The 24,713-nt window shown below is 68.6% G+C and carries 23 protein-coding genes; 11 read left to right on the plus strand and 12 right to left on the minus strand.

The genetic code is table 11. From position 1 onward, the window contains the following. The first annotated feature begins 83 nt into the window (after nucleotides 1-83). Complete coding sequence (locus AB6A66_RS04820; protein ID WP_371054996.1) at nucleotides 84-1,652, plus strand: 2-isopropylmalate synthase; 1,569 nt, start codon at nucleotides 84-86, stop codon at nucleotides 1,650-1,652. A gap of 75 nt (nucleotides 1,653-1,727) precedes the next feature. Here AB6A66_RS04820 and AB6A66_RS04825 read toward each other — a convergent pair whose 3' ends face one another. Both AB6A66_RS04825 and AB6A66_RS04830 read right to left on the minus strand, forming a co-directional pair. Next, complete coding sequence (locus AB6A66_RS04825; RefSeq protein ID WP_371054997.1) at nucleotides 1,728-2,852, minus strand: class I SAM-dependent RNA methyltransferase; 1,125 nt, start codon at nucleotides 2,850-2,852, stop codon at nucleotides 1,728-1,730. An 11-nt stretch (nucleotides 2,853-2,863) separates the two neighbouring features. Then, the gene (locus AB6A66_RS04830) at nucleotides 2,864-3,850 is read right to left on the minus strand and encodes a 2-hydroxyacid dehydrogenase (RefSeq protein WP_371037368.1); all 987 of its coding nucleotides are present in this window, start codon (nucleotides 3,848-3,850) and stop codon (nucleotides 2,864-2,866) included. Nucleotides 3,851-3,973: 123 nt separating this feature from the next. Between AB6A66_RS04830 and AB6A66_RS04835 the strand changes: the two genes are divergently transcribed. The 5 genes from AB6A66_RS04835 to AB6A66_RS04855 all read left to right on the plus strand — a co-directional run bounded on the left by AB6A66_RS04835 (nucleotide 3,974) and on the right by AB6A66_RS04855 (nucleotide 8,853). Further along, on the plus strand, nucleotides 3,974-4,498 hold the full coding sequence (locus tag AB6A66_RS04835; protein ID WP_371054998.1) for an SH3 domain-containing protein: 525 nt from the start codon (nucleotides 3,974-3,976) through the stop codon (nucleotides 4,496-4,498). A 178-nt stretch (nucleotides 4,499-4,676) separates the two neighbouring features. After that, nucleotides 4,677-5,993 (plus strand): sn-glycerol-3-phosphate ABC transporter substrate-binding protein UgpB, encoded by a 1,317-nt coding sequence (gene ugpB / locus AB6A66_RS04840; protein WP_371037370.1) that lies wholly within the window; start codon nucleotides 4,677-4,679, stop codon nucleotides 5,991-5,993. Nucleotides 5,994-6,059: 66 nt separating this feature from the next. Then, nucleotides 6,060-6,938, plus strand: coding sequence for a sn-glycerol-3-phosphate ABC transporter permease UgpA (gene ugpA, locus AB6A66_RS04845; protein WP_371037371.1), 879 nt, complete (start codon nucleotides 6,060-6,062; stop codon nucleotides 6,936-6,938). Further along, a complete protein-coding gene (gene ugpE, locus AB6A66_RS04850; protein WP_371037372.1) occupies nucleotides 6,938-7,786 on the plus strand; it encodes a sn-glycerol-3-phosphate ABC transporter permease UgpE in 849 nt (282 codons plus the stop codon). Before ugpA ends, ugpE begins: the two co-directional genes overlap by 1 nt. Before the next feature lie 2 nt (nucleotides 7,787-7,788). Then, complete coding sequence (locus AB6A66_RS04855) at nucleotides 7,789-8,853, plus strand: ABC transporter ATP-binding protein (protein WP_371054999.1); 1,065 nt, start codon at nucleotides 7,789-7,791, stop codon at nucleotides 8,851-8,853. Here AB6A66_RS04855 and guaD read toward each other — a convergent pair. Both guaD and AB6A66_RS04865 read right to left on the minus strand, forming a co-directional pair. After that, nucleotides 8,843-10,156, minus strand: a complete 1,314-nt coding sequence (gene guaD, locus AB6A66_RS04860) for a guanine deaminase (RefSeq protein ID WP_371055000.1) — start codon at nucleotides 10,154-10,156, stop codon at nucleotides 8,843-8,845. The two genes, AB6A66_RS04855 and guaD, sit on opposite strands and share 11 nt — an antisense overlap. Continuing rightward, on the minus strand, nucleotides 10,149-10,547 hold the full coding sequence (locus tag AB6A66_RS04865; RefSeq protein WP_371055001.1) for a PaaI family thioesterase: 399 nt from the start codon (nucleotides 10,545-10,547) through the stop codon (nucleotides 10,149-10,151). The genes guaD and AB6A66_RS04865 overlap by 8 nt, the downstream gene beginning before the upstream one ends. A 150-nt stretch (nucleotides 10,548-10,697) precedes the next feature. Between AB6A66_RS04865 and AB6A66_RS04870 the strand changes: the two genes are divergently transcribed. After that, nucleotides 10,698-11,720 carry an NADP-dependent oxidoreductase gene (locus tag AB6A66_RS04870; protein WP_371055002.1) on the plus strand — a complete coding sequence of 341 codons (1,023 nt, stop codon included), beginning with the start codon at nucleotides 10,698-10,700 and terminating at the stop codon, nucleotides 11,718-11,720. Nucleotides 11,721-11,746: 26 nt separating this feature from the next. Here AB6A66_RS04870 and AB6A66_RS04875 read toward each other — a convergent pair whose 3' ends face one another. From AB6A66_RS04875 to AB6A66_RS04895, 5 genes are all read right to left on the minus strand, one after another. Then, entirely contained in the window at nucleotides 11,747-13,282 is a 1,536-nt protein-coding gene (locus tag AB6A66_RS04875) for an ATP-dependent RecD-like DNA helicase (protein WP_371055003.1), read from the minus strand. Nucleotides 13,283-13,329: 47 nt separating this feature from the next. After that, a complete protein-coding gene (locus tag AB6A66_RS04880; RefSeq protein ID WP_371037378.1) occupies nucleotides 13,330-14,046 on the minus strand; it encodes an autoinducer binding domain-containing protein in 717 nt (238 codons plus the stop codon). After that, complete coding sequence (locus AB6A66_RS04885; protein WP_371037379.1) at nucleotides 13,988-14,194, minus strand: hypothetical protein; 207 nt, start codon at nucleotides 14,192-14,194, stop codon at nucleotides 13,988-13,990. Before AB6A66_RS04885 ends, AB6A66_RS04880 begins: the two co-directional genes overlap by 59 nt. 386 nt (nucleotides 14,195-14,580) lie before the next feature. After that, nucleotides 14,581-15,867 (minus strand): crotonyl-CoA carboxylase/reductase, encoded by a 1,287-nt coding sequence (ccrA, locus tag AB6A66_RS04890; RefSeq protein WP_371055004.1) that lies wholly within the window; start codon nucleotides 15,865-15,867, stop codon nucleotides 14,581-14,583. A gap of 135 nt (nucleotides 15,868-16,002) precedes the next feature. Beyond that, a complete protein-coding gene (locus AB6A66_RS04895; RefSeq protein ID WP_371055005.1) occupies nucleotides 16,003-17,349 on the minus strand; it encodes a 1-acyl-sn-glycerol-3-phosphate acyltransferase in 1,347 nt (448 codons plus the stop codon). A 161-nt stretch (nucleotides 17,350-17,510) separates the two neighbouring features. On the opposite strand from AB6A66_RS04895, the gene AB6A66_RS04900 reads away from it, so the two are divergent. From AB6A66_RS04900 to deoD, 4 genes are all read left to right on the plus strand, one after another. Next, nucleotides 17,511-19,490 (plus strand): methylmalonyl-CoA mutase family protein, encoded by a 1,980-nt coding sequence (locus AB6A66_RS04900; RefSeq protein WP_371037382.1) that lies wholly within the window; start codon nucleotides 17,511-17,513, stop codon nucleotides 19,488-19,490. A gap of 187 nt (nucleotides 19,491-19,677) precedes the next feature. Further along, on the plus strand, nucleotides 19,678-19,986 hold the full coding sequence (locus tag AB6A66_RS04905) for an H-NS family nucleoid-associated regulatory protein (protein WP_371055006.1): 309 nt from the start codon (nucleotides 19,678-19,680) through the stop codon (nucleotides 19,984-19,986). A 19-nt stretch (nucleotides 19,987-20,005) separates the two neighbouring features. Further along, the gene (locus AB6A66_RS04910; protein WP_371037644.1) at nucleotides 20,006-20,284 is read left to right on the plus strand and encodes an acylphosphatase; all 279 of its coding nucleotides are present in this window, start codon (nucleotides 20,006-20,008) and stop codon (nucleotides 20,282-20,284) included. A gap of 25 nt (nucleotides 20,285-20,309) precedes the next feature. Then, nucleotides 20,310-21,014 (plus strand): purine-nucleoside phosphorylase, encoded by a 705-nt coding sequence (gene deoD / locus AB6A66_RS04915; RefSeq protein ID WP_371055007.1) that lies wholly within the window; start codon nucleotides 20,310-20,312, stop codon nucleotides 21,012-21,014. A gap of 3 nt (nucleotides 21,015-21,017) precedes the next feature. On the opposite strand, the gene AB6A66_RS04920 is transcribed toward deoD, so the two are convergent. From AB6A66_RS04920 to sdhA, 3 genes are all read right to left on the minus strand, one after another. After that, nucleotides 21,018-21,866: an urea carboxylase-associated family protein gene (locus AB6A66_RS04920; RefSeq protein ID WP_371055008.1), complete on the minus strand. Its 849-nt coding sequence runs from the start codon at nucleotides 21,864-21,866 to the stop codon at nucleotides 21,018-21,020. Between the two features lie 244 nt (nucleotides 21,867-22,110). After that, nucleotides 22,111-22,890, minus strand: coding sequence for a succinate dehydrogenase iron-sulfur subunit (locus tag AB6A66_RS04925; RefSeq protein ID WP_371037386.1), 780 nt, complete (start codon nucleotides 22,888-22,890; stop codon nucleotides 22,111-22,113). A 13-nt stretch (nucleotides 22,891-22,903) separates the two neighbouring features. Then, nucleotides 22,904-24,706, minus strand: coding sequence for a succinate dehydrogenase flavoprotein subunit (sdhA, locus tag AB6A66_RS04930; protein ID WP_371055009.1), 1,803 nt, complete (start codon nucleotides 24,704-24,706; stop codon nucleotides 22,904-22,906). Nucleotides 24,707-24,713 lie beyond the last annotated feature (7 nt).

A 24,713-nucleotide genomic window follows, 5' to 3' on the forward strand; every position in this document is an offset into this window, starting at 1 on the left:
CTGAGCGTGCCGCTCGGCGCGACCGCTCAGAGGACGCAGTGCCGCGCCGGAGAGAAGCCAAGGACAACCGAAGAGATCAAGCCATGACCGACCAGAGCACGAAAGATCGCGTGTTGATCTTCGACACGACGCTGCGCGACGGCGAGCAGAGCCCCGGCGCGACCATGACCCACGACGAGAAGCTCGAGATCGCGGATCTTCTCGACGAGATGGGCGTGGACATCATCGAGGCGGGCTTCCCGATCGCCTCCGAGGGCGACTTCCGCGCGGTGAAGGAGATCGCCGAGCGCGCGCGCAACGCGGCGATCTGCGGGCTCGCGCGGGCCAACCCGACCGACATCGACCGCTGCTGGGAGGCGGTGCGCCGCGCGAAGCACCCGCGCATCCACACCTTCATCGGCACCTCGCCGCAGCACCGCGCCATCCCGAACCTCGACCAGGACCAGATGGCCGCGCGCATCCACGAGACGGTCACCCACGCGCGCAACCTCTGCGACAACGTGCAATGGTCGCCGATGGACGCGACGCGGACGGAATGGGACTATCTCAGGCGCGTGGTGGAGATCGCCATCAAGGCGGGCGCCACGACGATCAACATTCCCGACACGGTGGGCTACACCGCGCCCGTCGAATCCGCCGATCTCATCCGGCGGCTGATCGCCGAGGTGCCGGGCGCCGACGAGGTGGTCTTCGCCACCCACTGCCACAACGACCTGGGCATGGCGACGGCGAACGCCCTCGCCGCGGTCGCGGGCGGCGCGCGACAGATCGAGTGCACCATCAACGGGCTCGGGGAGCGGGCCGGGAACACCGCGCTCGAGGAGATCGTCATGGCGCTCCGTGTGCGGGGCGACATCATGCCCTACGAGACCCGCGTGGACACCACGAAGATCATGAACATCTCGCGCCGCGTGGCCGCGGTGTCGGGCTTCCCGGTGCAGTACAACAAGGCGATCGTGGGCAAGAACGCCTTCGCGCATGAATCGGGCATCCACCAGGACGGGATGCTGAAGAGCGCCGACACGTTCGAGATCATGCGCCCCGAGGATATCGGGCTCGCGGCCACCTCGCTGGTGATGGGCAAGCATTCGGGCCGCGCGGCGCTCCGCGCCAAGCTCGAGGAGCTCGGCTACAAGCTGGGCGAAAACCAGCTGAAGGATGTCTTCGTCCGTTTCAAGGACCTCGCCGACCGCAAGAAGGAGGTCTACGACGAGGACCTCATCGCGCTGATGCGCGCGGGCGAGGACGCGGCGAAGGACCATCTCGTGGTGCACTCGCTGCGGGTGGCCTGCGGCACCGGCGGGCCGGCGGAGGCCGAACTCGTGATGACGGTGGACGGCATGGAGAAATCCGCCACGGCCCGGGGCGACGGCCCGGTGGACGCGACCTTCAAGGCGGTGCGCGAGATCTGGCCCAACGACGCGCGTCTCCAGCTCTACCAGGTTCACGCCGTGACGGAGGGGACGGACGCGCAAGCCACGGTCAGCGTGCGCCTCGAGGAGGATGGCAACATCGCCACCGGCCAGTCGGCGGATACCGACACGGTCGTGGCCTCCGCCAAGGCCTACGTCAACGCGCTGAACCGCCTGCTCGTCCGCCGGGACCGGCTGGGGCAGGACGAGAAGGAAATCAGCTACAAGGACGCGGGCTGAGGGCGCCACGCGGTCTACGGACCGCGTGCAAGCCGCTTCGAAGCGGCTTGCAAGGGCCTTCAAAGGCCCTTGCGCTCAGCCCAGCGGCCCCGCCGTCTGCCAAAGCCGGACGCGCAGCCCGCCATGGGGCACCTGCGGGCCGGCACCGAGCGGCAGGCCGCTCGCGCGGGCGAGCGTGTCCTCGCTCGTCACCAGCGCCACCCGCCAGCCCGCGAAGCGCGCGCGCATGACCTCTCCGAACCGGCCGTAAAGCGCGCGCAGCGCGCCCGCATCGCCGATCCGTCCGCCATAGGGGGGATTCGCGATGACGAGGCCGGGCGTCCCCTCGGGCGGGACGAGATCGCTGATCGCCTGTCGGGCGAAGGCGCAGCGTCCGTCGACGCCCGCGCGCGCTGCGTTTTCAAGGCTCATGCGCACGGCGCCGGCGTCGCGGTCGAAGCCGTGGAAGCGCAGTGGCCCGTCGCGCGCCGCGCGCGTGGCGCGCATCGCGTCCCAGCGGGTGGGGTCGAAGCCTGCCAGCCTTTCGAAGGCGAAGGTGCGGTCGCGCCCGGGCGCGAGTCCGGCGGCGATCTCGGCGGCCTCGATCACGAAGGTGCCCGAGCCGCACATCGGGTCCACCACCGGCTCCGCGCCGTCGAACCCGGCCGCGCGGAGAAAGAGCGCCGCCAGCGTCTCGCGCAGGGGCGCCTTTCCGACCGCCTGCTTGTGCCCGCGCCGGTGCAGCGGCGATCCGGAACTGTCGAGGCTGATCTCGACAAGGTTGTTCTCGATCCGGACGAGGACGCGCAACTCCGCCTCGTCCGACACCGGAACGCCCGCGCCGCCCAGCGCCTGGACCACGCGCTGGGCCGCGGCCTTTTCGTGGTAGATCCGCGAGCGCCGGCAGCTTGCCTCGACGCGCACCGGCGTGTCCGTGCGAAAGACCTCGCCCCAGGGGACACGCCGTGCACGCTTGTCGAGTTGCGCAAGGTGCACCGCGGGAAACCCGACGAGCCGCACCAGGACGCGGCCCGCACCCCTGAGCTCGAGGTTGGCGCGCCAGACCTCCTGCCATCCGCCCCGCGCGAGCACGCCGCCCGCGACCGTCGCGGTCACGTCGAAGCCCTTTTCGCGCGCCTCTTCCGCGAGCACCGGTTCGAGGCCGGGCGGCGCCGCGAGAAAGATCTCGAACGGGCCGTCCGGTCGGAGGTCGTCGGCCATCGCGCGCCGCGTCAGAGCATCGCCGGCACGACGAGGTCGGGCGGGCGGTGGCCGTCGGCGTGGGTCTTGATGTTGATGATGACCTTCTCGCCCATCTCGATCCGCCCCTCGACCGTGGCCGAGCCCATATGCGGCAGAAGCACCACGTTCCTGAGCTGCCGCAGGCGCGGGTTCACGCCGGTGCCGTGCTCGTAGACGTCGAGGCCTGCTCCCGCGATCTCGCCCGCGCGCAACATCCGGGTGAGCGCGTTCTCGTCGATCACCTCGCCGCGCGAGGTGTTCACGATCACCGCGTCCGGCTTCATGAGCTTCAGCCGCCGCGCGTTCATCAGATGGAAGGTGGAGGGCGTGTGCGGGCAGTTCACGCTGATGATGTCCATCCGCGCGACCATCTGGTCGAGGCTTTCCCAGTAGGTGGCGCCATGGGCGTCCTCGATCTCGGGGCGGAGGCGGCGACGATTATGGTAATGCACCTGCATGCCGAAGGCCTGCGCGCGGCGCGCCACGGCCTGCCCGATCCGCCCCATGCCGAGGATGCCGAGGCGCCGGCCGGCGAGCCGCCCGCCCAGAAGCGCGGTCGGCGACCAGCCGCCCCATTCGCCCGACTGCATGAGCGCGAGCCCTTCGGGAATCCGCCGCGTCACGGCGAGGATCAGCGCCATGGTCATGTCGGCGGTGTCGTCGGTCATCACGCCGGGCGTGTTCGACACGAGGATCCCGCGCGAGCGCGCGGTTTCCACGTCGATATGGTCCACGCCGGCGCCGTAATTGGCGATGAGCTTCAGCCGCGGCCCGGCCTGCGCGATGAGCCGCGCGTCGATGTCGTCGACGATGGTCGGCACCAGCACGTCGGCCTCGGCCATCGCGGCGGCGAGTTCCTCTCTGCTCATGGGCGCGTCGTCCTCGCGCAGGCGGACGTCGAAGAGGTCCCGCATGCGCGCCTGCACGGGCTCCGGCAGGCGTCGCGTGACGACAACACTCAGCCGCTCAGATGTCATAGGGCGCCTCCTCTCGCTTCCCCTCGCCCGGGGTCGGTGGCACAGTGTCGAAGAAGACGCCGGGGCACAAGAACCCCGGCCGGAAAACGGCACCCGTCGCGGGTGCGGGGCAGCGGACAGGCGATGATCAGATCCTTCCGGAGGTGCGGCCGCGGCGTGGCCGCCATGGCGATCGCGGCGCTTCTTTGCGGGCTGGCGGTCGTCCCGGCCGTCGCGGCCGAGCGCGGCCCGGTCACCAATCTTCCCCTGCCGCGCTACGTCTCGCTCAAGGCGTCCGAAGGCAATGTCCGCCGCGGCCCGTCGCTGACCCATCGCATCGACTGGGTGCTCAAGCGCCGCGACATGCCGCTTATGATCACCGCCGAGCATGGCCACTGGCGCCGCGTGCAGGACCGCGAGGGCGCGGGCGGCTGGATGCACTACTCGCTGCTTTCGGGCGTGCGCACCGTCATCGTCGTGGACGACATGCTGCCGCTGACGGTCCGGCCCGAGGCCCGCGCGCCCGAGGTGGCGCGTCTCGAGGCGGGGGTGGTCGCCCGGCTCGGCGCCTGCGACCGCACCCATTGCCGGCTGAGCGCGGGCGGCCATCGCGGCTGGGCCGAGAAGGCCGCGCTGTGGGGCGTCGACCCGGACGAGATCCGCGACTGAGCCACGCGCAGCCGCGCGGCGCGCCGCCCCCCGGTGCCACAACAATTTGGAATCGCTTGTCATCCGCGTGTCATCAAACGCGGTTAGCGGATGCGGCCAGAGAGCGAGGCTCTCTTCGCCCACCACTCGCAACATGTGCCCGCGCGCGGCCCGCGCGACGGGACCAGGAGAGATCACGATGACCAGCAAACCGATTGTCGCGGCCACGCTGCTTTGCACCGTCGCGGCTGCGCCGCTTTATGCGCAGGACCGCGCTCAGGTGAATTTCTGGCACGCCATGGGCGGCCAACTCGGCGAGATCACCGACCGCTTCGCCACCGACTTCAACGCCTCCCAGGACGCCTGCCAGGTCAATTCGATCTACAAGGGCAACTATACCGAGAACATGACCCAGGCGATCGCGGCCTTCCGCGCCGGCGAGCAGCCGCACATCGTCCAGGTCTTCGAGGTCGGCACCGCCACCATGATGGCCGCCGAGGGCAACGGCGCAGTCTACCCCGTCTACAAGCTGATGGAGGACGCGGGCGTCGCCTTCGACCAGTCCGACTACCTGCCCGCGGTGATCTCCTACTACACCGACACTGACGGCAACCTTCTGTCGCTGCCCTTCAACAGCTCCACCCCGGTGCTGTGGTACAACAAGACCGCGCTCGACGCGGCCGGCGTCGAGGTGCCGGCCACCTGGGACGAGGTGGTCGAGGTGTCGCGCGCGCTGAAGGATAACGGCGTGAAATCGCCCTTCGGTTTCGGCTGGCAGTCCTGGACGCAGATCGAGAACTATTCGGCCTGGCACGACCTGCCGATCGGCAGCGAGGAGAACGGCTTTGCCGGGCTGGGCACCGATTTCACCTTCGACAACGCGAATGTCGTCAATCACATCGACCGCATCGCCAGGATGCGCGAGGAGGGGCTTTTCGCCTATGGCGGCCGCCGCGGCGACTCGCGCTCGATGTTCGTGAACGGCGAGACCGCGCTCTGGATCAACTCGTCGGCCTATTACGGCGGCTTCGCGAGCGACATCACCGACTTCGAGTTCGGGCAAGCCATGCTGCCGCTGGACACCGCGGTCGCCGACGCGCCGCAGAACTCGATCATCGGCGGCGCGACGCTCTGGGTGCTGACCGGCCACGAAGCGCCCGAATACACCTGCACCGCGCAGTTCTTCGACTACATCTCGCAGCCCGAGCAGCAGGCCGCGTGGCACCAGGAGACGGGCTACGTCCCGATCACCACCGCCGCCTACGAGCTGAGCCGCGAACAGGGCTTCTACGAGGAGAACCCGGGCACCGACGTGGCCATCAAGCAGCTTTCGCTGAACGAGCCCACGCCCAACTCCAAGGGCCTGCGCTTCGGCAATTTCGTGCAGATCCGCGACATCATCAACGAGGAACTGGAGGCCGTCTGGTCCGGCACCAAGTCGGCCGAAGAGGCGATGGACGCCGCGGTCGAGCGGGGCAACGACCTGCTTCGCCGCTTCGAGCAGTCGAACAGCTGATCCGTTGAAACGACACCCGCCCGGTCCCGCCGTCGCGGGGCCGGGCCCCCTTGCCTTCGGAACTGCATGAAACGCGTCTTCTTCCGGTCGAGGTGGCTGCCCTACGCCTTGCTGGCGCCCCAGATCGCCATCACGCTCGTCTTCTTCTTCTGGCCGGCTCTTCGCGCCGTCGAAAGCGCGTTCTTCATCGAGGACGCCTTCGGATTCTCGCGCCAGTTCGTGTGGTTCGAGAACTACGTCCGGCTGTTCAACGATCCCGGCTATCTCAAGAGCTTTCGCACCACGCTGATCTTCGGGCTGGGCGTGACCGGCCTTGCGATGTCGATCGCACTGGCGCTCGCGGTGGCGGCCAACCGGGTGCTGCACGCGGCGACGACCTATCGCACGCTCATCATCTGGCCCTATGCCGTGGCGCCCGCGCTGGCGGGCGTGATCTGGTTCTTCCTGATGAACCCGTCGCTGGGGATCGTGGCCTACTGGCTCGACCTCGCGGGCTATGACTGGAACCACTACCAGAACGGCGACGAGGCGCTTCTGATGGTCACCGTCGCGGCGGCGTGGAAGCAGATCAGCTACAACTTCCTCTTCTTCCTCGCCGGGCTTCAGTCGATCCCGAAATCCATGCTGGAGGCCGCGGCGATCGACCGGGCGAGCCCGTGGCGCCGGTTCTGGTCGATCACCTTTCCGCTCCTGTCGCCCACCACCTTCTTCCTGCTCGTCATCAACCTGGTCTACGCGTTCTTCGACACCTTCAGCCTGATCCACGCCACCACGAGCGGCGGGCCGGCCGACGCCACCTCCATCCTGGTCTTCCGGGTCTACAACACCGGCTTCGTCGGGCAGGACTACGGATCCTCCGCGGCGCAATCGGTGATCCTGATGGCGCTCGTGATCGCACTGACCGCGATCCAGTTCAGATACGTCGAACGCCGGGTGAACTACTGATGGTCGAAAACCGCCCCCTTGGCACCTTCCTGACCCACGCGGTGCTGATCGCGGGCGTGGCGTTCCTGTGCTTTCCGGTGTGGATGGCGCTCGTCGCGTCCACCCACGGTCCCGAAGCGCTGTCGCGCGCGCCGATCCCGCTGTGGTTCGGGGACCGGGGCTGGGAGAACTACCGCACCCTGCTGACGACCGGGCTGCCCGAGGCCGGCGGCGTGCCGGTGGGGCTGATGATGGCGAACAGCCTCGTCATGGCGCTCGGCATCGCGGTGGGCAAGATCGCCATCTCGCTCACCGCGGCCTATGCCATCGTCTATTTCCGCTTCCCGTTCCGCATGGGCTTCTTCTGGATGATCTTCATCACGCTCATGCTGCCCGTCGAGGTGCGCATCCTGCCCACCTTCGACGTGATCACGCGGCTCGACATGCTCAACAGCTATCACGGGCTGATCGTGCCGCTCATCGCCTCGGCCACGGCCACCTTCCTTTTCCGGCAGTTCTTCCTGACCGTGCCTGACGAACTGGTGGAGGCCGCGCGCATCGACGGGGCGGGGCCGATGCGCTTCTTCCGCGACATCCTGCTGCCGCTCTCGCGCACGAATATCGCGGCGCTCTTCATCATCCTCTTCATCTATGGCTGGAACCAGTATCTGTGGCCGCTCATCGTCACGACGGACGAAAGCCTCTATACCGTGGTGATGGGCATCCAGCGCATGGCGAACTCGGGCGAGCAGCTGCCGGTCTGGCACTACATCATGGGCACCGCGGTGCTGGCCATGATCCCGCCCGTCCTGGTGGTGCTCGCGATGCAGCGCCTCTTCGTGAAAGGCCTTGTGGAAAGCGAGAAATAACGATGGCAACGGTGGAACTGAAGGCGCTGTCCAAGACCTACGCGGGCGGCGTGCAGGCGGTGGAGGCGGTGGACATCGCCATCCGCGACGGAGAGTTCGTCGTGCTCGTCGGGCCCTCGGGCTGCGGCAAGTCCACGATCCTGCGCATGATCGCGGGGCTCGAGACGGTGACGGGCGGCGAGGTCCGGATCGGCGGCGCGCCGGTCAACCGGCTGGAGCCCGGCGAACGCGACATCGCGATGGTGTTCCAGAACTACGCGCTCTACCCGCACATGAGCGTGCGGCAGAACATGTCCTACGGGCTCAGGAACCAGGGCATGGCGAAGGACGAGATCGCCCGCCGCATCGAGGAGGCCGCGCGCACCCTGCAATTGCAGGACTACCTCGACCGCAGGCCCCGCCAGCTGTCGGGCGGGCAGCGCCAGAGGGTGGCGATGGGCCGCGCCATCGTGCGCGATCCCAAGGCGTTCCTGTTCGACGAGCCGCTCTCGAACCTCGACGCGAAGCTCAGGACCCAGCTTCGCACCGAGATCAAGGCGCTGCACCGCCGGCTCGGCGCGACCTTCATCTACGTCACCCACGACCAGGTGGAGGCGATGTCGCTCGCCGACCGGATCGTGCTGATGAACGGCGGCCGGATCGAGCAGATCGGCACCCCGATGGAACTTTACGACCGTCCGGCGAGCCGCTTCGTGGCCGAGTTCATCGGAACGCCGCCGATGAACATCCTGCCCGCCGAAAGCCCCGCCGCGCAGGCGCTCGCCACGGGCTGGCGCGCGCCCGCGGAGGCGCGGTGGCTGGGCGTCCGCCCCGAGGCGCTCCAGGTCACGTCGGGGCCCGGCATGGCGGGCGAGGTCGTGCTGATCGAGGCGCTGGGTGCGGACATGCTGGCGCATGTGCTGCCCGACGGGCTGGATGCCCCGATCGTGCTGCGCGCCCATGCCATGGCCGGCCTTGCCGAGCGCGACCGGGTCTCTCTCGCCCCGGATGCCGGATCGCTCCGCGCCTTCGACGCAGACGGGCGCGCGGTAGAGCCCGCTGCCGCGGTCATGGCGCTCAACGAGTGACGCCGGGTCCGAGCTGCGGACACCCGTCGATGTAGCACTGCGCGACCGCACGCTCGTCGCCCATGATCTGGAGTACGAAAAGCTCCTCGACGAGGGTTTCCGCCCGCGTCATCCTGAGGCGCATCGGTTCGGTGGCACGCGCGTCGAGGACGACGAGATCGGCCTCCATGCCCGCGACGAGCGTCCCGATCCGATCCCCCAGCCCCATCGCCACGGCATTTCCCCGCGTCGCCCAGTGAAACGCCTCGTAGGGATGGAGCCGCTGGCCGCGAAGCGCGAGCGCCTTGTAGCCCTCCCCGAGGGTCGCGAGCATCGACCAGCTGGTGCCGCCGCCGATGTCGGTGGCGACGCCCGTCACCACGCCCGCGCCGTGCAGCCGCGCCGCGTCGAAGAGCCCGCTGCCGAGGAAGAGGTTCGAGGTCGGGCAGAAGATCGCGCGGCTCCCGGTCTCGGCCATCCGCGCAACCTCGCGCGGCTCCAGGTGGATGCAGTGCCCGAGCAGCAGTTCGGGGCCGAGCAGGCCCGCCTGTTCGTAGATGTCGAGATAGTCGCGCGCCTTGGGGAAAAGCTCCCGCACGCGGGCGATCTCCGCCAGGCTTTCGGACATGTGGGTCTGGCGCAGGCAGCCGGGATGCTCGGCGGCCAGCGCGCCCGCCGCCTCGAGCTGCGCGGGCGTCGAGGTGATGGCGAAGCGCGGCGTGATCGCGTAGCCGAGCCGCCCGCGCCCGTGCCACCGCGCGATCAGCGCCTTGCTGTCGTCGTAGGCCGATTGCGCGGTGTCGCGCACGCCCTCCGGCGCCTCGCGGTCCATCATCACCTTGCCCGCGACGAGCCGCAGGCCGCGGCGCTCGGCCTCGGCGAATAGCGCCTCCACGCTCGCGGCATGGGAAGAGCCGTAGACCGCCGCGGTGGTGGTGCCCGCCGCCGCGAGCCGGTCGAGGAAGGGCCCCGCCATGGCCCGCGCGAGGTCGGGGTCGGCATAGCGCGCCTCCTCGGGGAAGGTGTAGCGCGCGAGCCAGTCCAGAAGATCCGCGCCCCAGGAGGCGACCACCTGCGACTGCGGAAAATGGATGTGCGGGTCGATGAAGCCCGGAAGCACGAGATGGGGGCGGTGGTCGATCACCTCGGCGTCGCGCGCCCCGGGCGCGATCGCCGCGTAGTCCCCCGCGGCCGCGATCCGGCCCTCGCGGATGAGCAGCGCGCCGTCCTCTCGGTGGTCGAGCGCCGCCGCGTCGCCCGGCCCCTCCGGCGCACGGCGGAAGCTCAGCGTGCGGGCGCGGATCAGGCGGGCGGGCTCAGCCATCGCGGTAGCGGAAGACGCCGGTGGCGGTGGCGAGGCGCTCGCCGGTCTCGTCCCGCGCCTCGGCCTCGGCGAAGAAGCTGCGCCGCCCGCCGCCCGTGCGCCGCCCCTCGGCGATGAGCCGCGTGCCTTTCGGGCGCGAGAGGAAGTTCACCGTCATGGAGAGGGTCATCGCCATCCGAAGGTGATCGGGATCGCCCGTGTAGCACCCCGCATAGCCCATCGCCGTGTCGAGAATCGCGGCATAGACGCCGCCATGCATGTTCCCGTGCCGGTTCGTGAGAACGTCGCTCACCGGCTGTTCGAAGCGGGCGTAATCAGGCCCCCAGTCCACCATCCCGAAGCCCATATGGCGCTGGAAGGGAAACGAATCCTCGATCAGCCGCTCGTCCATGGCCGGATATCCTTTCGCTCGCTGCGTCCGCGTTTCAGGGCCTCATAGCGGGATCGCCGCGGCCATGCCAGCGCGGGGGGGGGGGCGGCGCGGGTTTTCCCCGCCGCGCGATGCGCCTAGGCTCGCGCACGAGCGACCGGAGGAAATCCCATGCCCGAAGAAATGCGCCGAATCGTGCTGGCCAGCCGCCCCGAGGCGGAGGCCGTGCCCGACAACTTCCGACTGGAAGAAGCCGACCTGCCCCGCCCGGCCGAAGGCGAGGTGCTGGTGCGCGTCACGTACCTGTCGCTCGATCCCTACATGCGCGGCCGGATGAGCGCCGCGAAAAGCTACGCGCCCCCCGTGGAGATCGGCGGGACGATGACCGGCCAGGGCGTCGGCGAGGTGATCGAGAGCCGCTCGCCCCGCTTCGCACCGGGCGACAGGGTGCTCGGCATCACCGGCTGGGCCGATCACGCCTGCCTGCCCGCGGAGGCGCTGCGCAAGCTCGACGGCACGCTCGCGCCCGAACTCTTCCTCGGCGTGCTCGGCATGCCCGGCTTCACCGGCTGGGTCGGACTTTCCGAATTCGGCCGCCCGCGGCAGGGCGAGACGCTGGCCGTCGCCGCCGCCACCGGGCCGGTGGGGTCGATGGTGGGCCAGCTCGCGAAGCGCAAGGGCCTCCGCGCCGTGGGAGTTGCCGGCGGGCCGGAGAAATCCCGCATCGCGCGGGAGACCTTCGGTTTCGACGCCTGCATCGATCACCGCGCCTTCACGGAGGCGGGCGCGCTCTCGGCCGCGATCGCCGGGGCCGCACCGGACGGCATCGACATCTACTTCGAAAACGTGGGCGGGATGGTTCTGGAAGCGGTGCTGCCCCTCCTGAACGATCACGGGCGCATCCCGCTTTGCGGCACGGTGGCGTGGTATTCCGGCGGCGCCGACGGCGCGCAGGACCGGCTGCCCATGCTCTGGCGGACGATCCTCGTCCGCCGGCTCGCCGTGCGGGGCTTCATCATCTTCGATCACTACGACCGCTACGACGCCTTCCTCGAAGAGGTCGCGCCGATGGTCGAGGCGGGGCGGATCGCGCATCTCGAGGACGTGGCGGACGGCCTCGAGAGCGCGCCGGAGGCCTTCGTCTCCATGCTGAAGGGCGGCAACACCGGCAAGCAGCTCGTGCGGGTCGGCTGACCCGCGGCGCCGGGGGCGCGCGGCCTTCAGGGGCCGTCCTCCTGCGCCTCGAGGGCGAGCGGCGCGGCGGGCGGGCGTTCCAGGTCCTCGGCGGAGAGCGCCGCGGAAGGCCGCGCGAGGCGATTGCGCACCACCCAGATCAACCGCTCCTGCGCCCGCGTGATCGCGACATAGGCCAGCCGTTTCCAGAGCGGCTGGCCCGCCTCGCTGCGCCCGGCCTGCGCCGCGGCGAAAAGATCGGGCGCGAAGACCTGCACCGTGTCCCACTGCGAGCCCTGCGCCTTGTGGATCGTCACGGCCGCGCCGTGCAGGAACACCGCGCCCATATGCGCCGCATAGGGCAGGAAGGGTTCCTCCTCGCCTGGCTTCTCGATCTTCACGATCGAGGCGGCGGAGACCTGCGGCTCCTCCGCGCCCACGACATGGAGCCGCGAAAAGCCCGGACGCTTGCCCGGCCCCTTGTAGATCACCTGCGCCCCCTTGATGAGCCCGCGCGCCTCGAGGTCGAGCCGCTTCTTGCGGTGCTTGAGCGGCAGCTCGATCCCGTCGCAGATCAGCGGCTCGCCCGGCAGCAGCCGGTCCTCGGGTGCATCATGCACCTTGCGGAAGGCATCGATGAGACGGATGCGCGTGGCGTTGCGCCAGACGAGCACGGGGCTGCGCGCCATCAGGTCCACCTCCACCCGCTGGCTCCAGACGACGCGATCGTCGCGCGCGGCGGCGGCGCGGATCATTTCCTCGAACTCCGCGAAGCCGAGCGCGGGATCGGCCAGGGCGTGGGCCAAGTCGAGGATCGGGTTGTCGGCCTCCTGCCGGTGGATGCGGTGCAGTTCCATCGTCTGCTCCGGTGCCAGCCGGTCGAAGATCATCTCGCCCGACTGCCCGACGGGGGCGAGCTGCGCGGGATCGCCGAACAGCAGAAGCGTCGGAAATATCTCCCGCAGGTCGTCGAACTGGCGCGTGTCGAGCATCGAGGCCTCGTCCACGAATCCCACGTCGAGCGGATCCTCCCGGCGCTTCCAGCCGGTGATGAAGTCCGACCCGCGCAAACCGGCCGCCGCGAGCGCCCCCGGCACCGAGGCGTGGCGGGCGTAGAAGGCCGCGGCCCGGTCGAGCGCGGCGTCGCCCAGCTCCGCGATCTCGGGGCGCTCCCCCTCGCCCGCCAGCCATTCCGCGATCCGCTCGTAATCGGGATCGTAGACGGGGGTATAGAGGATCCGGTGGATCGTGGTGGCGGGCACGCCGCGCTGGCGCAGCACGCTCGCGGCCTTGTTCGTGGGCGCGAGCACGGCAAGGGTGCGCCGGTCGCGGCGCCGCCGCCCTTCCCAGTCGCCCGAGACGGTCTCCACCCCCGCATCCGCGAGCGCGCGGCAAAGCTCGGCCAGAAGCAGCGTCTTGCCGGACCCCGCCTTCCCCACCAGCGCCATGACCTGGGCCCGGCCTTCGCGCGGAGGGGCGAGGCGGCCCGCGTCGAGGTCGATCCCCGCCGCGCGCAGAAGTTCGGCGACACGGTCGTGGGCCTCGGCCTGGTCGGCCGAAAGGGTCAGGGCAGAAGCGGTCATGGCGCGACCCTAGCCCTGCCCCGAGCCGGACGCCAGAACCACCGCGCTCAGGGCATGATGAGCCCGCGGCTCATGGCGCGGGCCACCGCATGGGTGGTGTTGATCGCGCCCAGCTTGAAGCGCGCGCTTTCGATATAGACCCGCAGGGTGTGTTCGGAGATCGCGAGCGTTTCGGCCACCTGCGCCCGGCTGTAGCCCGCGGCAAGCAGCGTCATCGCGTCGACCTCGCGCGGGGAGAGCGCGCAGGCCCGCACGGGCGCGCGCGACGCGTCGAGCTCGAGCGCCTTCTGGTTGACCATGTGTCCCAGCAGGATCAGGTCGCGGCGATGCGCCTCGCTGAAGGCGCGCCAGTCCACGTCGTCGCAGTCGTGGTTCACCGTGAGAAGCGCGAATTGTCCGTTCGGCCCGCGCAGAGGCACCGAGACGCCCTGCTGTCCGACCCCGTGGCGCAGGGCGTCTTCCAGAAAGGCGCGCGCGGTCTTGCCGCGCCAGTCGAGGCGCTTCCAGTCGACCGGATGGACGTGATCGAGACAGCCCCGCACCACCGGATCGATCCGCAGATATCCCATCTCGGCATAGCGCTTGAGCCAGGCCGGACAGTAGGTTCCCAGGCGATAGCGCTCGCCCTCCGGGCCGACCCAGCGGTAGCCGACCTGCCCGACCCCGAGCCGCTCGCCCAGCGCCTCGATCGCCGTTTGCAGATCGTCAGTCCCGGCTGCCGTCTCCAGGCGTTTCAGAATGCCATCCAGCCGTAAGCCGGTCACCGCGCGGCGCCCTTCCGCTTTGCGACGCGATCTCGGCCATGGCGAGCAGGCGCGTGTCGTCCAGACGCTCGGCCAGAGCCGGCAACCCGTTGGCCCTGGAGAAGTTTTTCAGGTCCGCGAGTACGTCGAGTATCCAGTCGTGTTTCATCGCAAATCTCGTTCCGACACGTTAAAGTATGGTTAATGCAATCATAGCACGAACCATGCGGGCGACTGTATTCGCACTATTCAACTCCCCGTTTCCAGTGAGTTGACAATCTCCACGGCGAGCGCGCGCACGCCGCGGGCGCGACGCGGCAACATGCCAAGCCTGTCGAGCGAATTTACGGTGAAGGGCGATGTCGGGTGCGGACCGACGCCGCGGGGTGGGCGGAAGCCTGCGACCGGCTCCGCGGCGAGGCGAATACGGCCGGGGATGCGCGATCGGGCCCTCGCGTGGCGGGCGGCCTTGTCCGGGAGGCGCGGGCAACGCCCGCCCGGGCAGGGATCGGCCGGCCCGCCCGACGATCGGGTGGGCCGGCCGGCCGCGGAAAGTCAGCGTCCGGCTTCGAGCACGTCCTCGAAGGTGCGCAGCCCGGTGCGCGGGGCCTGCACGAGGACCGCCATGTTGCCCGGTTTGTGGGCGTTGCGCAGCATCTTCATGTGCGCCTGGGGCAGCTCGTCCCACGTGAAAACCTCGGACATCGTGGGATCGAGCCGTCGCTCCAGCATGAGCTTGTTGGCCGCGCTCGCCTGCTTGAGATGGGCGAAGTGGCTGCCCTGAAGCCGCTTCTGGTGGCTCCACATGTGGCGCACGTCGAAGGTGCAATTATATCCCGTGGTGCCGGCGCAGATCACCACCATGCCGCCGCGCTTCACCACGAAGGTCGAGACGGGAAAGGTCGCCTCGCCGGGGTGTTCGAAGACCATATCGACGTTCACGCCCTTGCCCGTGATCTCCCAGATCGCCTTGCCGAACCGGCGGACCTCGGCGAACCATTCCTTGTACTCCTTGGTGCCGACCTCGGGCAGCCGCCCCCAGCAGTTGAAATCCTTGCGGTTGATGACGCCCTTGGCGCCCAGGTCCATCACGAACTCGCGCTTGTCCTCCTCGGAGATGACGCCGATGGCGTTGGCGCCCGCGGTGTTGATGAGCTGGATCGCGAAGGAGCCGAGCCCGCCCGACGCCCCCCAGACAAGCACGTTCTGGCCCGGTTTCAGATCATGCGGCTCGTGCCCGAAGAGCATCCGGTAGGCGGTGGCGAGCGTCAGCGTGTAGCAGCCCGACTCCTCCCATGTCAGGTGCTTCGGCCGCGGCATGAGCTGTTGCGCCTGCACGCGGGTGAACTGGGCGAAGGAGCCGTCGGCGCTCTCGTAGCCCCAGATGCGCTGGCTGGGCGAGAGCATCGGATCGCCGCCGTTGCACGCCTCGTCGTCGCCATCGTCCTGGTTGCAGTGGACCACGACCTCGTCGCCGACCTTCCAGCGCTTCACCTTGTCGCCCACCTTCCACACGATCCCGGCGGCGTCCGAGCCGATCACGGCATAGGGCGCCTTGTGGCCGAGGAAGACGCTGACCGGCTGGCCGAGGCAGGCCCAGACGCCGTTGTAGTTGACGCCCGCGGACATCACGAGCACCAGCACTTCGTGGCTGTCGATCTCGGGGACGTCCACGACCTCCTTCTGAAGCGCCTTGTCGGGCTCGCCGTGGCGTTCCTGGCGAAGGACCCAGGCGTGCATCTTCTCGGGCACGTAGCCGAGGGGCGGCATCTCGCCCATCTCGTAGAGATCCTTTTCCGGTGCCTCGTAGGCGGCGATGCCGGTGTCGGAATCCAGAGCCATCGGGGCCTCCTTCGCAAATGAGTCTCGCCGCGCTGCGGAGTTGCCGGCGACGCCCCGGGAATAGCGCCGGTCGCGCAACAATGCAACACCCTGAGGGGCCCGATTGAAACTTTATGACCGAGCGCGTGCAGAAAACTATTCCGCAGCCGCAGCATCGGGGGGCAGAAGATGCGCGATGGAGCGGGCGTAGAAGTCGAGCAGCACGGTCTCGTCCTCCGCCGGGGCGAGCGTGTCGCCCTGTTCCACCACGATCTTCCGCGCGGCAAGCTGGCCCACCGCCTGGTCGAGCGCCGCAGGCGTCAGAGCAGGCACGCCCAGCCCCTCGGTCAGCGCCGCGGCCCTGCGATGCAGCGCCGCGCGCGGCATCGCCCCGTCGCTGCGCAGAAGATGCGCGACGACCGGGACGGGGACCACCGGCACCGCGGCGCCGATCCGGCGCATCAGCGCCTCGGCCAGCGCCCGCGGGTCCGCGTCATGCGCGCCCCGGAAGTCCGCAAGCGAGAGGGGCCGCCCGAAGCGCACCGCCGCCTGCCCGAAGCGGCGGTGCCGGCCCGTGATCTTGAACCAGAGCTGCCCGAACACGAAGCGCGCGATCGCCAGGGGGCGCGCCCGGAAGCGCCGCGTGCCGGCCTGCCCCGCAGAGGTGAGCAGCCGGTCCTCCAGCACTCGGTCGTAGTTCAGCCCCACGGGCACGAAGATCACGTCGCGCCCGGCCGTCTCGGCCTCGGCGATGTATTTCAGAAGGCCCAGCTTCGGCGGCCCCAGCCCTCCCGTCAGGCTCAGCCCGCCCTCGGGGTAGAGCGCCTGCGTCACGCCGCCCTCGGTGGCCAACTGGACGTAGCGCGCCAGCACACGGCGATAGAGCATGTTGCCCTCGCGCCTGCGGATGAAGTAGCCGCCCAGCGCCCGGATCAGCCGCGACACGGGCCAGACGCGCGCCCATTCCCCTACCGCGTAAGCCAGCGGCGAGGTTTCGGCCACGAGATGGGTCAGCAGCACGTAGTCCATGTTGCTTCTGTGGTTCATCACGAAGACCACCGTGGCGTCGCGGTCGATCCGGGCGACCACCTCGGCCTGTTCCAGCCGCACGGCGTAGAGCCTGCCCGAAAGCCACCGCGCAAGGCGGATGGCCAGGCCGAAGTAGAGCGAGGCGGAAAAGGCCGGCACGATCTCCCGCGCGTAGCGGCGCGCACGCTCGAAGGCCACGTTCTCGGGCACGCCCTCGGCCTCGGCGGTCGCGACGATCGCCCGGCTCACCTCGGGGTCGTAGATCAGGCGCTGGATGGTATCGTGGCGTTCGGCCAGCTTGAAGGGCCGGATCGGCCGTTCCAGCCGCTCGTTCAGCCGCGCGACCGCGCGCTCGAGCCGGCGGCGAAAGAACCAGCGCACGGAGGGGAACAGGAAATGCGAGGCGAACGTGACGCCCGCGAAGGCGAGGATCAGCAGGAAGAGCCAGAGCGGAAGGGTCACGGGCGCGGTCATCGCAGGGATATTGAAGGCTCCCCCGCCCCGCGTAAATCCTTGACGTACGCCGCGATGGCGCCCCGCGCCGTGCCGCGGCGCAGCGAATTGACCGGCCAGAAAGTTTCAAGTATCCACGCCCGAACGCAACAAAGTTGCACGACAGAGTCGAGAGGCCCCAGATGACCGAGACCGGATCCGCGCCCAAGAAAGACAAACCCTGGCTCATGCGCACCTATGCGGGGCATTCCACCGCGAAAGCCTCCAACGCGCTTTACCGCCGCAACCTCTCCAAGGGGCAGACCGGCCTTTCGGTGGCCTTCGATCTACCCACGCAGACGGGCTATGACAGCGATCACGTCCTCGCACGGGGCGAGGTGGGCAAGGTCGGCGTGCCCGTCGCCCATCTGGGCGACATGCGCACCCTCTTCGAGGACATTCCCCTCGACCAGATGAACACCTCGATGACCATCAACGCGACAGCGCCCTGGCTTCTGGCGCTTTACGTCGCGGTGGCCGAGGAACAGGGCGCCGACGTGTCGAAACTCCAGGGCACGGTGCAGAACGACATCATAAAGGAATACCTCTCGCGCGGGACATATATCTGCCCGCCGAAACCGTCATTGCGCCTCATCACGGACGTCGCGGCCTATTGCTACCGCGAGATTCCGAAATGGAACCCGATGAACGTGTGTTCCTATCACCTGCAGGAGGCCGGCGCGACGCCCGACCAGGAACTCGCCTTCGCGCTCGCCACCGCCACGGCGGTGCTGGACGACCTGAAGGGCAAGGTGCCGGACGAGGATTTCCCGCTGCTCGTCGGCCGAATTTCCTTTTTCGTGAACGCCGGCATCCGTTTCATCACCGAGATGTGCAAGATGCGCGCCTTCACCGATCTCTGGGACGAGATCTGCCGCGAGCGATACGGCGTCGAGGATCCGAAATACCGCCGTTTCCGTTACGGCGTGCAGGTCAATTCGCTCGGGCTGACGGAGCAGCAGCCGGAGAACAACGTCTATCGCATCCTGATCGAGATGCTCGCGGTCACCCTGTCCAAGAAAGCGCGGGCACGGGCGGTTCAGTTGCCGGCCTGGAACGAGGCGCTGGGACTGCCGCGCCCGTGGGACCAGCAATGGTCGCTGCGGATGCAGCAGATCCTCGCCTACGAGACCGATCTTCTGGAATTCGACGACCTCTTCGACCAGAACCCGGCCGTCGACGCCAAGGTCGAGAAGCTGAAGGCGGGCGCGCGCCACGAACTGGCCAGCATCGACGCCATGGGCGGCGCCGTGGCGGCCATCGAATACATGAAGGCCCGCCTCGTGGACGCCAACGCGGAGCGGCTCAACCGCATCGAGCGCGGCGAGACCGTCGTGGTCGGCGTCAACAAGTGGATGGAATGCGAACCCTCGCCGCTCATGGACGAGGAGGGCGGGATCATGGTCGTCGACGCCGCGGTGGAGCAGGACCAGATCGACCGGCTGAACGCGTGGCGCGCGGCGCGCGACGAGGCCGCCGTGGCGGCCGCCCTCGCCGATCTGCGCGCCGCCGCGGCCGAGGGCCGCAACATCATGCCGCCTTCCGTGGCAGCGGCGAAAGCGGGGGTCACCACCGGCGAATGGGCCGCCGAGATGCGCAAGGCCTTCGGTGAATACCGCGGGCCGACCGGCGTGTCGAAGAGCCCCTCGAACATGACCGAGGGACTCGACGAGATCCGCGAGGCGGTCGATGCCGTCAGCCAGCGTCTCGGCCGGCGCCTGCGCTTTCTCGTCGGCAAACCGGGGCTCGACGGCCATTCCAACGGGGCGGAGCAGATCGCCTTCCGCGCCCGCGATTGCGGCATGGACATCGAATACGAGGGCATCCGCCTCACCCCTGAAGAGATCGTTCGCGCCGCGCAGGAGAACACCCCGCACGTCATCGGGCTTTCCATCCTTTCGGGAAGCCATATTCCGCTCGTGGAAGACATGATGGGCCGGCTGCGCGAGGCGGGACTCGAGGAAACTCCCGTCATCGTGGGCGGAATCATCCCCGAGGAGGATGCAAGGCGCCTGCGCGCCATGGGCGTGGCGCGCGTCTATACGCCGAAGGATTTCGAATTGAACGCGATCATGATGGATGTCGTCGAGCTGGCCGATCCCAAAGCGGTCGCCGCGCAATAAGGATTACGCAGGGTCAGCGATTACTCCGCACGCCATCGCCTTTTCCACAACCACTCCGCGCAAAGACTTTGCGCGGAAACTTTTCCAATGCCGTTTTTTTCTTGTATCCTTGAAAATTGCGGGTAAGGAGTCATGTCCACGCGGCCGGGGCGCAACAGAAGACGACCACGCAACAAAGGAAAAGCCCATGAATATCGATTTGTACAAGATGTCCGGCGAGGAACTGAAACAGCTGCGCGCCGATATCGACAAGGCGCTGGAGACGATCGAGGTTCGCCGCAAGGCCGAGGCGCTGAAAGCGGCCGAAGACGCGGCGAAAGCCTATGGTTTCTCGCTCAACGACCTCAAGGAAGCCGGGCCGAAAGGCAGCAAGAACCCGCCGAAATACGCCAACCCCGCCGATCCGCGCCAGACCTGGACCGGCCGCGGGCGCAAGCCGCAGTGGGTCAACGAGGCGCTGAAGGCGGGCAAGACACTCGAAGACCTCTCGATCTGACGCGGGGGCGCGCGTGGCGATGGCGGAAAAGGCGATCGCGGCTCGCGTGGAAGGCCGGGTGCAGGGCGTCTCCTTCCGCGCGTGGACGCAGGAGCAGGCGCGCAGCCTCGGCCTTGCCGGCTGGGTGCGCAACCGCTCCGATGGCAGCGTCGAGGCTCTGATTCAGGGGCCCGACGACGCCGTCTCCAGCCTTCTCGAACGGCTCCGCGAGGGGCCGCCCGCGGCAAGGGTGACGCAGGTTTCCGAAGAGGAGACTGCCGCCGATCCCGCGCTTCGGGATTTCGAGATCCGTCGCTAGCAACCGGCGTAAGGAAAGGCTCCGCATGACGATCCATATCGGCGCGGCCGAAGGCGAGATCGCGCCAACGGTGTTGATGCCGGGCGACCCCTACCGCGCCCGTTGGGCGGCCGAGCGTTTTCTCGATGCCCCGCGCCTCGTGAACGAAACCCGCGGCATGCTCGGCTTCACCGGAACCTGGCGGGGCGAGCCGGTCACGATCCACGGCTCCGGCATGGGAATGCCGTCACTGTCGATCTACGCCAACGAACTGATCCGCGATTACGGGGCGAAGACGCTCATCCGCATCGGGTCCTGCGGCGCGATGCAGACGCAGGTCGCGCTTCGCGATCTCGTGCTCGCAATGACGGCGTCGAGCCTTTCGACGCCCTCGCGCGGGACGTTCCGCGAATTGTCCTTCGCGCCCTGCGCCGACTGGCCGCTTCTGCGGGCGGCCGCGGCCGCCGCCGAGGCGCGCGGCGCCACGCATCATGTCGGCGGCATCTACTCGTCGGACGTGTTCTACGACGAGCGCCCCGACCTGAACGAGATCCTGACCCGTCACGGCACGCTCGCCGTCGAGATGGAGGCGGCGGAACTTTACAACGTAGCCGCGCGCCTCGGCGCGCGCGCGCTCGCCGTCCTGACCGTCAGCGATCATCTTCGGACCGGGGAACACCTGCCGAGCGATGAGCGCGAGAGAGGCTTCGCAGAGATGGTCGAGATCGCGCTGGAGGCCGCCTTCGCCTGATCCCTATGTTCCGTGGCTGCGGTCGTAGGGGTTGGGCGCGGGCGGCCTCCACCCCTCGAGCGCGCCGGTTCTCGGGGCGAAAACCTCCACCAGCAGCGGATGGCAACGCGCCGCGTCGCTCGAATGTTCGGCTGAGCAGTCCCCGCCGGGGCAGGCACTGAGCGCGCCCAGAAGATCGATCTCGGCGAAGAACTCGAGGTAGTCGCCGGGCCGCACCGGGCTCGCCTTCATGAAATACTGCCCCGTGTCGGGGGTGAAGCCCGTGCACATGAAGACGTTCAGCACGTCGTGCACATGGCCCTCCGCCTCGGCCACGGCCATCCCGGTTTCCCCGGCCAGCGCCCGCGTCAGGTTCGAGTGGCAGCAATGGTGGTAGGCGTCCCCGCCCGAGAGCAGCGCGTGGGTGTAGGGATCGCAGCGCGTGCCGATCACGTCGTGCACCCGGCCGCCGAAGTCATCCGTGCCGTACCAGGCGAGCGTATCCTCCACGATGGTCGCCATCGGGCGAAGATGCGGAAAGGCCGACCACATCCGGTCGCCCGTCGTCAGATGCGTGCCGTGCAGCGCGCGCGTCTTGCCCGAGTAGAAGCGCTCGGACAGATCGCCCGCGTTCCAGAGGTTCAGGTCGCCCACCTGCGGCCCCTCGACGCTCGCGATGCGAAAGAACTGCCCGGCGGCCACGCGAAAGCAGCGACCCTCGCGCGGCGGCACGATGACCTCGCCCAGCTTTTCCGCCCCCGGCCGCGCCGCGCGGTAAAGCGCCAGGTCCGGCGCGGGCAGCGTGTCGTCCGGATAGCAGATCACGGGGGCCACGGCGCGGCGCGCGTCGGCGTCGGCGGGTGGATTGGCCATTGGATACTCCGTTGCCCGTGCTTTCAGTCGCCGCAGGCATAGCCCCGGTGGCGCGGACCGTCACGGCATCGCGTGGGCCGGGGAAGCCGGGCGTGCGTCCTCCGCGTCAGCGGGGCGGCGCGCGTGATGTCCGTGCGGAACGGGCCTAATGCATCGCGCCATATCGCCCGAGCGCTGCAACCCTCACGGGCTGCGGGTCTGCCTGGGCGAGCGGCGTCAGCGACCGCTCGCCCGATACAAGGCCTCAGACCGCGCGGTCCACCATCATCTTCTTGATGTTGGCGATGGCTTTCGCCGGGTTCAGACCCTTGGGGCAGGTCTTCGCGCAGTTCATGATGGTATGGCAGCGGTAAAGCTTGAACGGATCCTCGAGGTCGTCCAGCCGCTCGCCCGTGGCCTCGTCGCGGCTGTCGATGATCCAGCGATAGGCATGCAGCAGCGCAGCAGGGCCGAGGTACCGGTCGCCGTTCCACCAATAGGACGGGCAGGCCGTCGAACAGCAGGCGCACATCACGCACTCGTAAAGCCCGTCGAGCTTTTCGCGATCCTCGATCGACTGCCGCCACTCCTTCGCGGGCGCGTTCGACTTCGTCTCCAGCCACGGCATGATGCTTTCGTGCTGGGCGTAGAAATGCGTGAGATCCGGGATCAGGTCCTTCACCACCGGCATGTGCGGCAGGGGGTAGATCTTCACGTCGCCCTTGATCTCTTCCATGCCGTAGATGCAGGCGAGCGTGTTGATCCCGTCGATGTTCATCGCGCAGGATCCGCAGATCCCCTCGCGGCAGGAGCGGCGGAAGGTCAGCGTCGGGTCGATCTCGTTCTTGATCTTGATGAGCGCGTCCAGGACCATCGGCCCGCAGCTGTCCATGTCCACCCAGTAGGTGTCCACGCGCGGGTTCTCCCCGTCGTCGGGGTTCCAGCGATAGATCTGGAACTTACGCAGGTTCGTCGCGCCGTCGGGCTTGGGCCAGGTCTTCCCGGTGCGGATCTTCGAATTCTTGGGGAGCGTCAGTTGAACCATCTCGGTCGTCTCCTCAGTACACGCGGGCCTTGGGCTTGATACGGTCGAGGTCGATGCCGCCCTCGTTGTGCCCCATGAGCGGGTTGAGGTGCACCGGGCGATAGTCGAGCTTCACGCCGCCGTTGACCCATGCGAGCGTGTGCTTGCGCCAGTTCTCGTCGTCGCGGTCGGGATGGTCCTCGTGGGCATGGGCGCCGCGGCTTTCCTTGCGCGCCTCGGCGCTCGCGATGGTCGCGAGCGCGTTCGGCATGAGGTTGGCAAGCTCCAGCGTTTCCATGAGGTCCGAGTTCCAGATCAGCGACCGGTCGGTGACGGCGATATCGTCGAGCTTGCCCGCGATCGTCGTCATCTTCTCGAGACCCTGCTTGAGGGTTTCCTCGGTGCGGAAGACGGCCGCGTCCTCCTGCATGGTCTTCTGCATCTCGAGCCGCAGCTCCGCCGTGGGCGTGCCGCCCTTGGCGTGGCGCATCGCGTCGAAGCGGTCGAGCGCCTGCTCGATGGCCGCCTTCGGCGCCTCGGGCACCGGCGTTCCATGCTCCACGGCCTCTCCGGCGCGGATGGCGGCGGCGCGGCCGAACACCACGAGGTCGATGAGCGAGTTCGAGCCCAGACGGTTCGCCCCGTGGACAGAGGCGCAGCCCGCCTCGCCGACGGCCATCAGTCCGGGCGCGATGCGGTCGGGATCCGCCTCGGTGGGGTTCAGAACCTCGCCCCAGTAGTTGGTCGGGATGCCGCCCATGTTGTAGTGCACCGTGGGCAGCACCGGGACGGGCTCCTTCGTGACGTCGACGCCGGCGAAGATGCGCGCGGATTCGGAGATGCCCGGCAGCCGCTCGGCCAGCGTCTCGGGCGGCAGGTGATTGAGGTGCAGGTGGATGTGGTCCTTGTTCGGGCCCACGCCGCGCCCTTCGCGGATCTCGATCGTCATGCAGCGGCTGACCACGTCGCGGCTGGCGAGGTCCTTGTAGGTGGGCGCGTAGCGTTCCATGAACCGCTCGCCCTCGGAATTGGTGAGATACCCCCCCTCGCCACGGGCACCCTCGGTGATGAGGCAGCCCGAGCCGTAGATGCCGGTGGGGTGGAACTGCACGAACTCCATGTCCTGGAGCGGCAGGCCCGCGCGCGCGATCATGCCGCCGCCGTCACCGGTGCAGGTATGCGCCGAGGTGGCCGAGAAATAGGCGCGCCCGTAGCCGCCGGTGGCCAGCACCACCATCTTGGCGGAAAAGACGTGCATGCTGCCGTCGTCGAGCTTCCAGCAGAGCACGCCGCGGCAGGCGCCGTCCTCGTCCATCAGGAGGTCGATGGCGAAATACTCGATGTAGAACTGGGCCTGCTGCTTCAGGCTCTGGCCGTAGAGCGTGTGCAGGATCGCATGGCCGGTCCGGTCGGCGGCCGCGCAGGTCCGCTGCACCGGCGGCCCCTCGCCGAACTCGGTGGTGTGGCCGCCGAACGGGCGCTGATAGATCTTGCCGTCCTCGGTGCGCGAGAAGGGCACGCCGTAATGCTCGAGCTCGTAGACGGCCTTGGGCGCCTCGCGGGCCAGGTATTCCATCGCGTCCACGTCACCGAGCCAGTCCGACCCCTTCACGGTGTCGTACATGTGCCACTGCCAGTTGTCGGGCCCCATGTTGCCGAGCGAGGCGGCGATGCCCCCCTGCGCGGCCACGGTGTGCGAGCGGGTGGGAAAGACCTTGGTGACGCAGGCGGTGCGAAGCCCCTGCTCCGCCATTCCGAGCGTCGCGCGAAGCCCCGAGCCGCCGGCGCCCACCACAACCACGTCGTAATCGTGCGTCTCGTAGTCGTATGCTGCCATGGAATGC

This window comes from Rhodosalinus sp. K401 (assembly GCF_041365735.1).
Taxonomy (GTDB): Bacteria; Pseudomonadota; Alphaproteobacteria; order Rhodobacterales; family Rhodobacteraceae; genus Rhodosalinus.

Coding starts and splice junctions, on each gene's coding strand:
- AB6A66_RS04885 (WP_371037379.1), bottom strand. CDS start 14,194: ATGAAACACGACTGGATACTCGACGTACTCGCGGACCTGAAAAACTTC.
- AB6A66_RS04820 (WP_371054996.1), top strand. CDS start 84: ATGACCGACCAGAGCACGAAAGATCGCGTGTTGATCTTCGACACGACG.
- AB6A66_RS04855 (WP_371054999.1), top strand. CDS start 7,789: ATGGCAACGGTGGAACTGAAGGCGCTGTCCAAGACCTACGCGGGCGGC.
- AB6A66_RS04875 (WP_371055003.1), bottom strand. CDS start 13,282: ATGACCGCTTCTGCCCTGACCCTTTCGGCCGACCAGGCCGAGGCCCAC.
- ugpB (WP_371037370.1), top strand. CDS start 4,677: ATGACCAGCAAACCGATTGTCGCGGCCACGCTGCTTTGCACCGTCGCG.
- AB6A66_RS04865 (WP_371055001.1), bottom strand. CDS start 10,547: ATGGACGAGCGGCTGATCGAGGATTCGTTTCCCTTCCAGCGCCATATG.
- AB6A66_RS04900 (WP_371037382.1), top strand. CDS start 17,511: ATGACCGAGACCGGATCCGCGCCCAAGAAAGACAAACCCTGGCTCATG.
- AB6A66_RS04895 (WP_371055005.1), bottom strand. CDS start 17,349: ATGACCGCGCCCGTGACCCTTCCGCTCTGGCTCTTCCTGCTGATCCTC.
- AB6A66_RS04830 (WP_371037368.1), bottom strand. CDS start 3,850: ATGACATCTGAGCGGCTGAGTGTTGTCGTCACGCGACGCCTGCCGGAG.
- AB6A66_RS04835 (WP_371054998.1), top strand. CDS start 3,974: ATGATCAGATCCTTCCGGAGGTGCGGCCGCGGCGTGGCCGCCATGGCG.
- ugpA (WP_371037371.1), top strand. CDS start 6,060: ATGAAACGCGTCTTCTTCCGGTCGAGGTGGCTGCCCTACGCCTTGCTG.
- AB6A66_RS04920 (WP_371055008.1), bottom strand. CDS start 21,866: ATGGCCAATCCACCCGCCGACGCCGACGCGCGCCGCGCCGTGGCCCCC.
- AB6A66_RS04905 (WP_371055006.1), top strand. CDS start 19,678: ATGAATATCGATTTGTACAAGATGTCCGGCGAGGAACTGAAACAGCTG.
- guaD (WP_371055000.1), bottom strand. CDS start 10,156: ATGGCTGAGCCCGCCCGCCTGATCCGCGCCCGCACGCTGAGCTTCCGC.
- ccrA (WP_371055004.1), bottom strand. CDS start 15,867: ATGGCTCTGGATTCCGACACCGGCATCGCCGCCTACGAGGCACCGGAA.
- AB6A66_RS04870 (WP_371055002.1), top strand. CDS start 10,698: ATGCCCGAAGAAATGCGCCGAATCGTGCTGGCCAGCCGCCCCGAGGCG.
- deoD (WP_371055007.1), top strand. CDS start 20,310: ATGACGATCCATATCGGCGCGGCCGAAGGCGAGATCGCGCCAACGGTG.
- AB6A66_RS04910 (WP_371037644.1), top strand. CDS start 20,006: ATGGCGGAAAAGGCGATCGCGGCTCGCGTGGAAGGCCGGGTGCAGGGC.
- AB6A66_RS04825 (WP_371054997.1), bottom strand. CDS start 2,852: ATGGCCGACGACCTCCGACCGGACGGCCCGTTCGAGATCTTTCTCGCG.
- sdhA (WP_371055009.1), bottom strand. CDS start 24,706: ATGGCAGCATACGACTACGAGACGCACGATTACGACGTGGTTGTGGTG.
- AB6A66_RS04925 (WP_371037386.1), bottom strand. CDS start 22,890: ATGGTTCAACTGACGCTCCCCAAGAATTCGAAGATCCGCACCGGGAAG.
- ugpE (WP_371037372.1), top strand. CDS start 6,938: ATGGTCGAAAACCGCCCCCTTGGCACCTTCCTGACCCACGCGGTGCTG.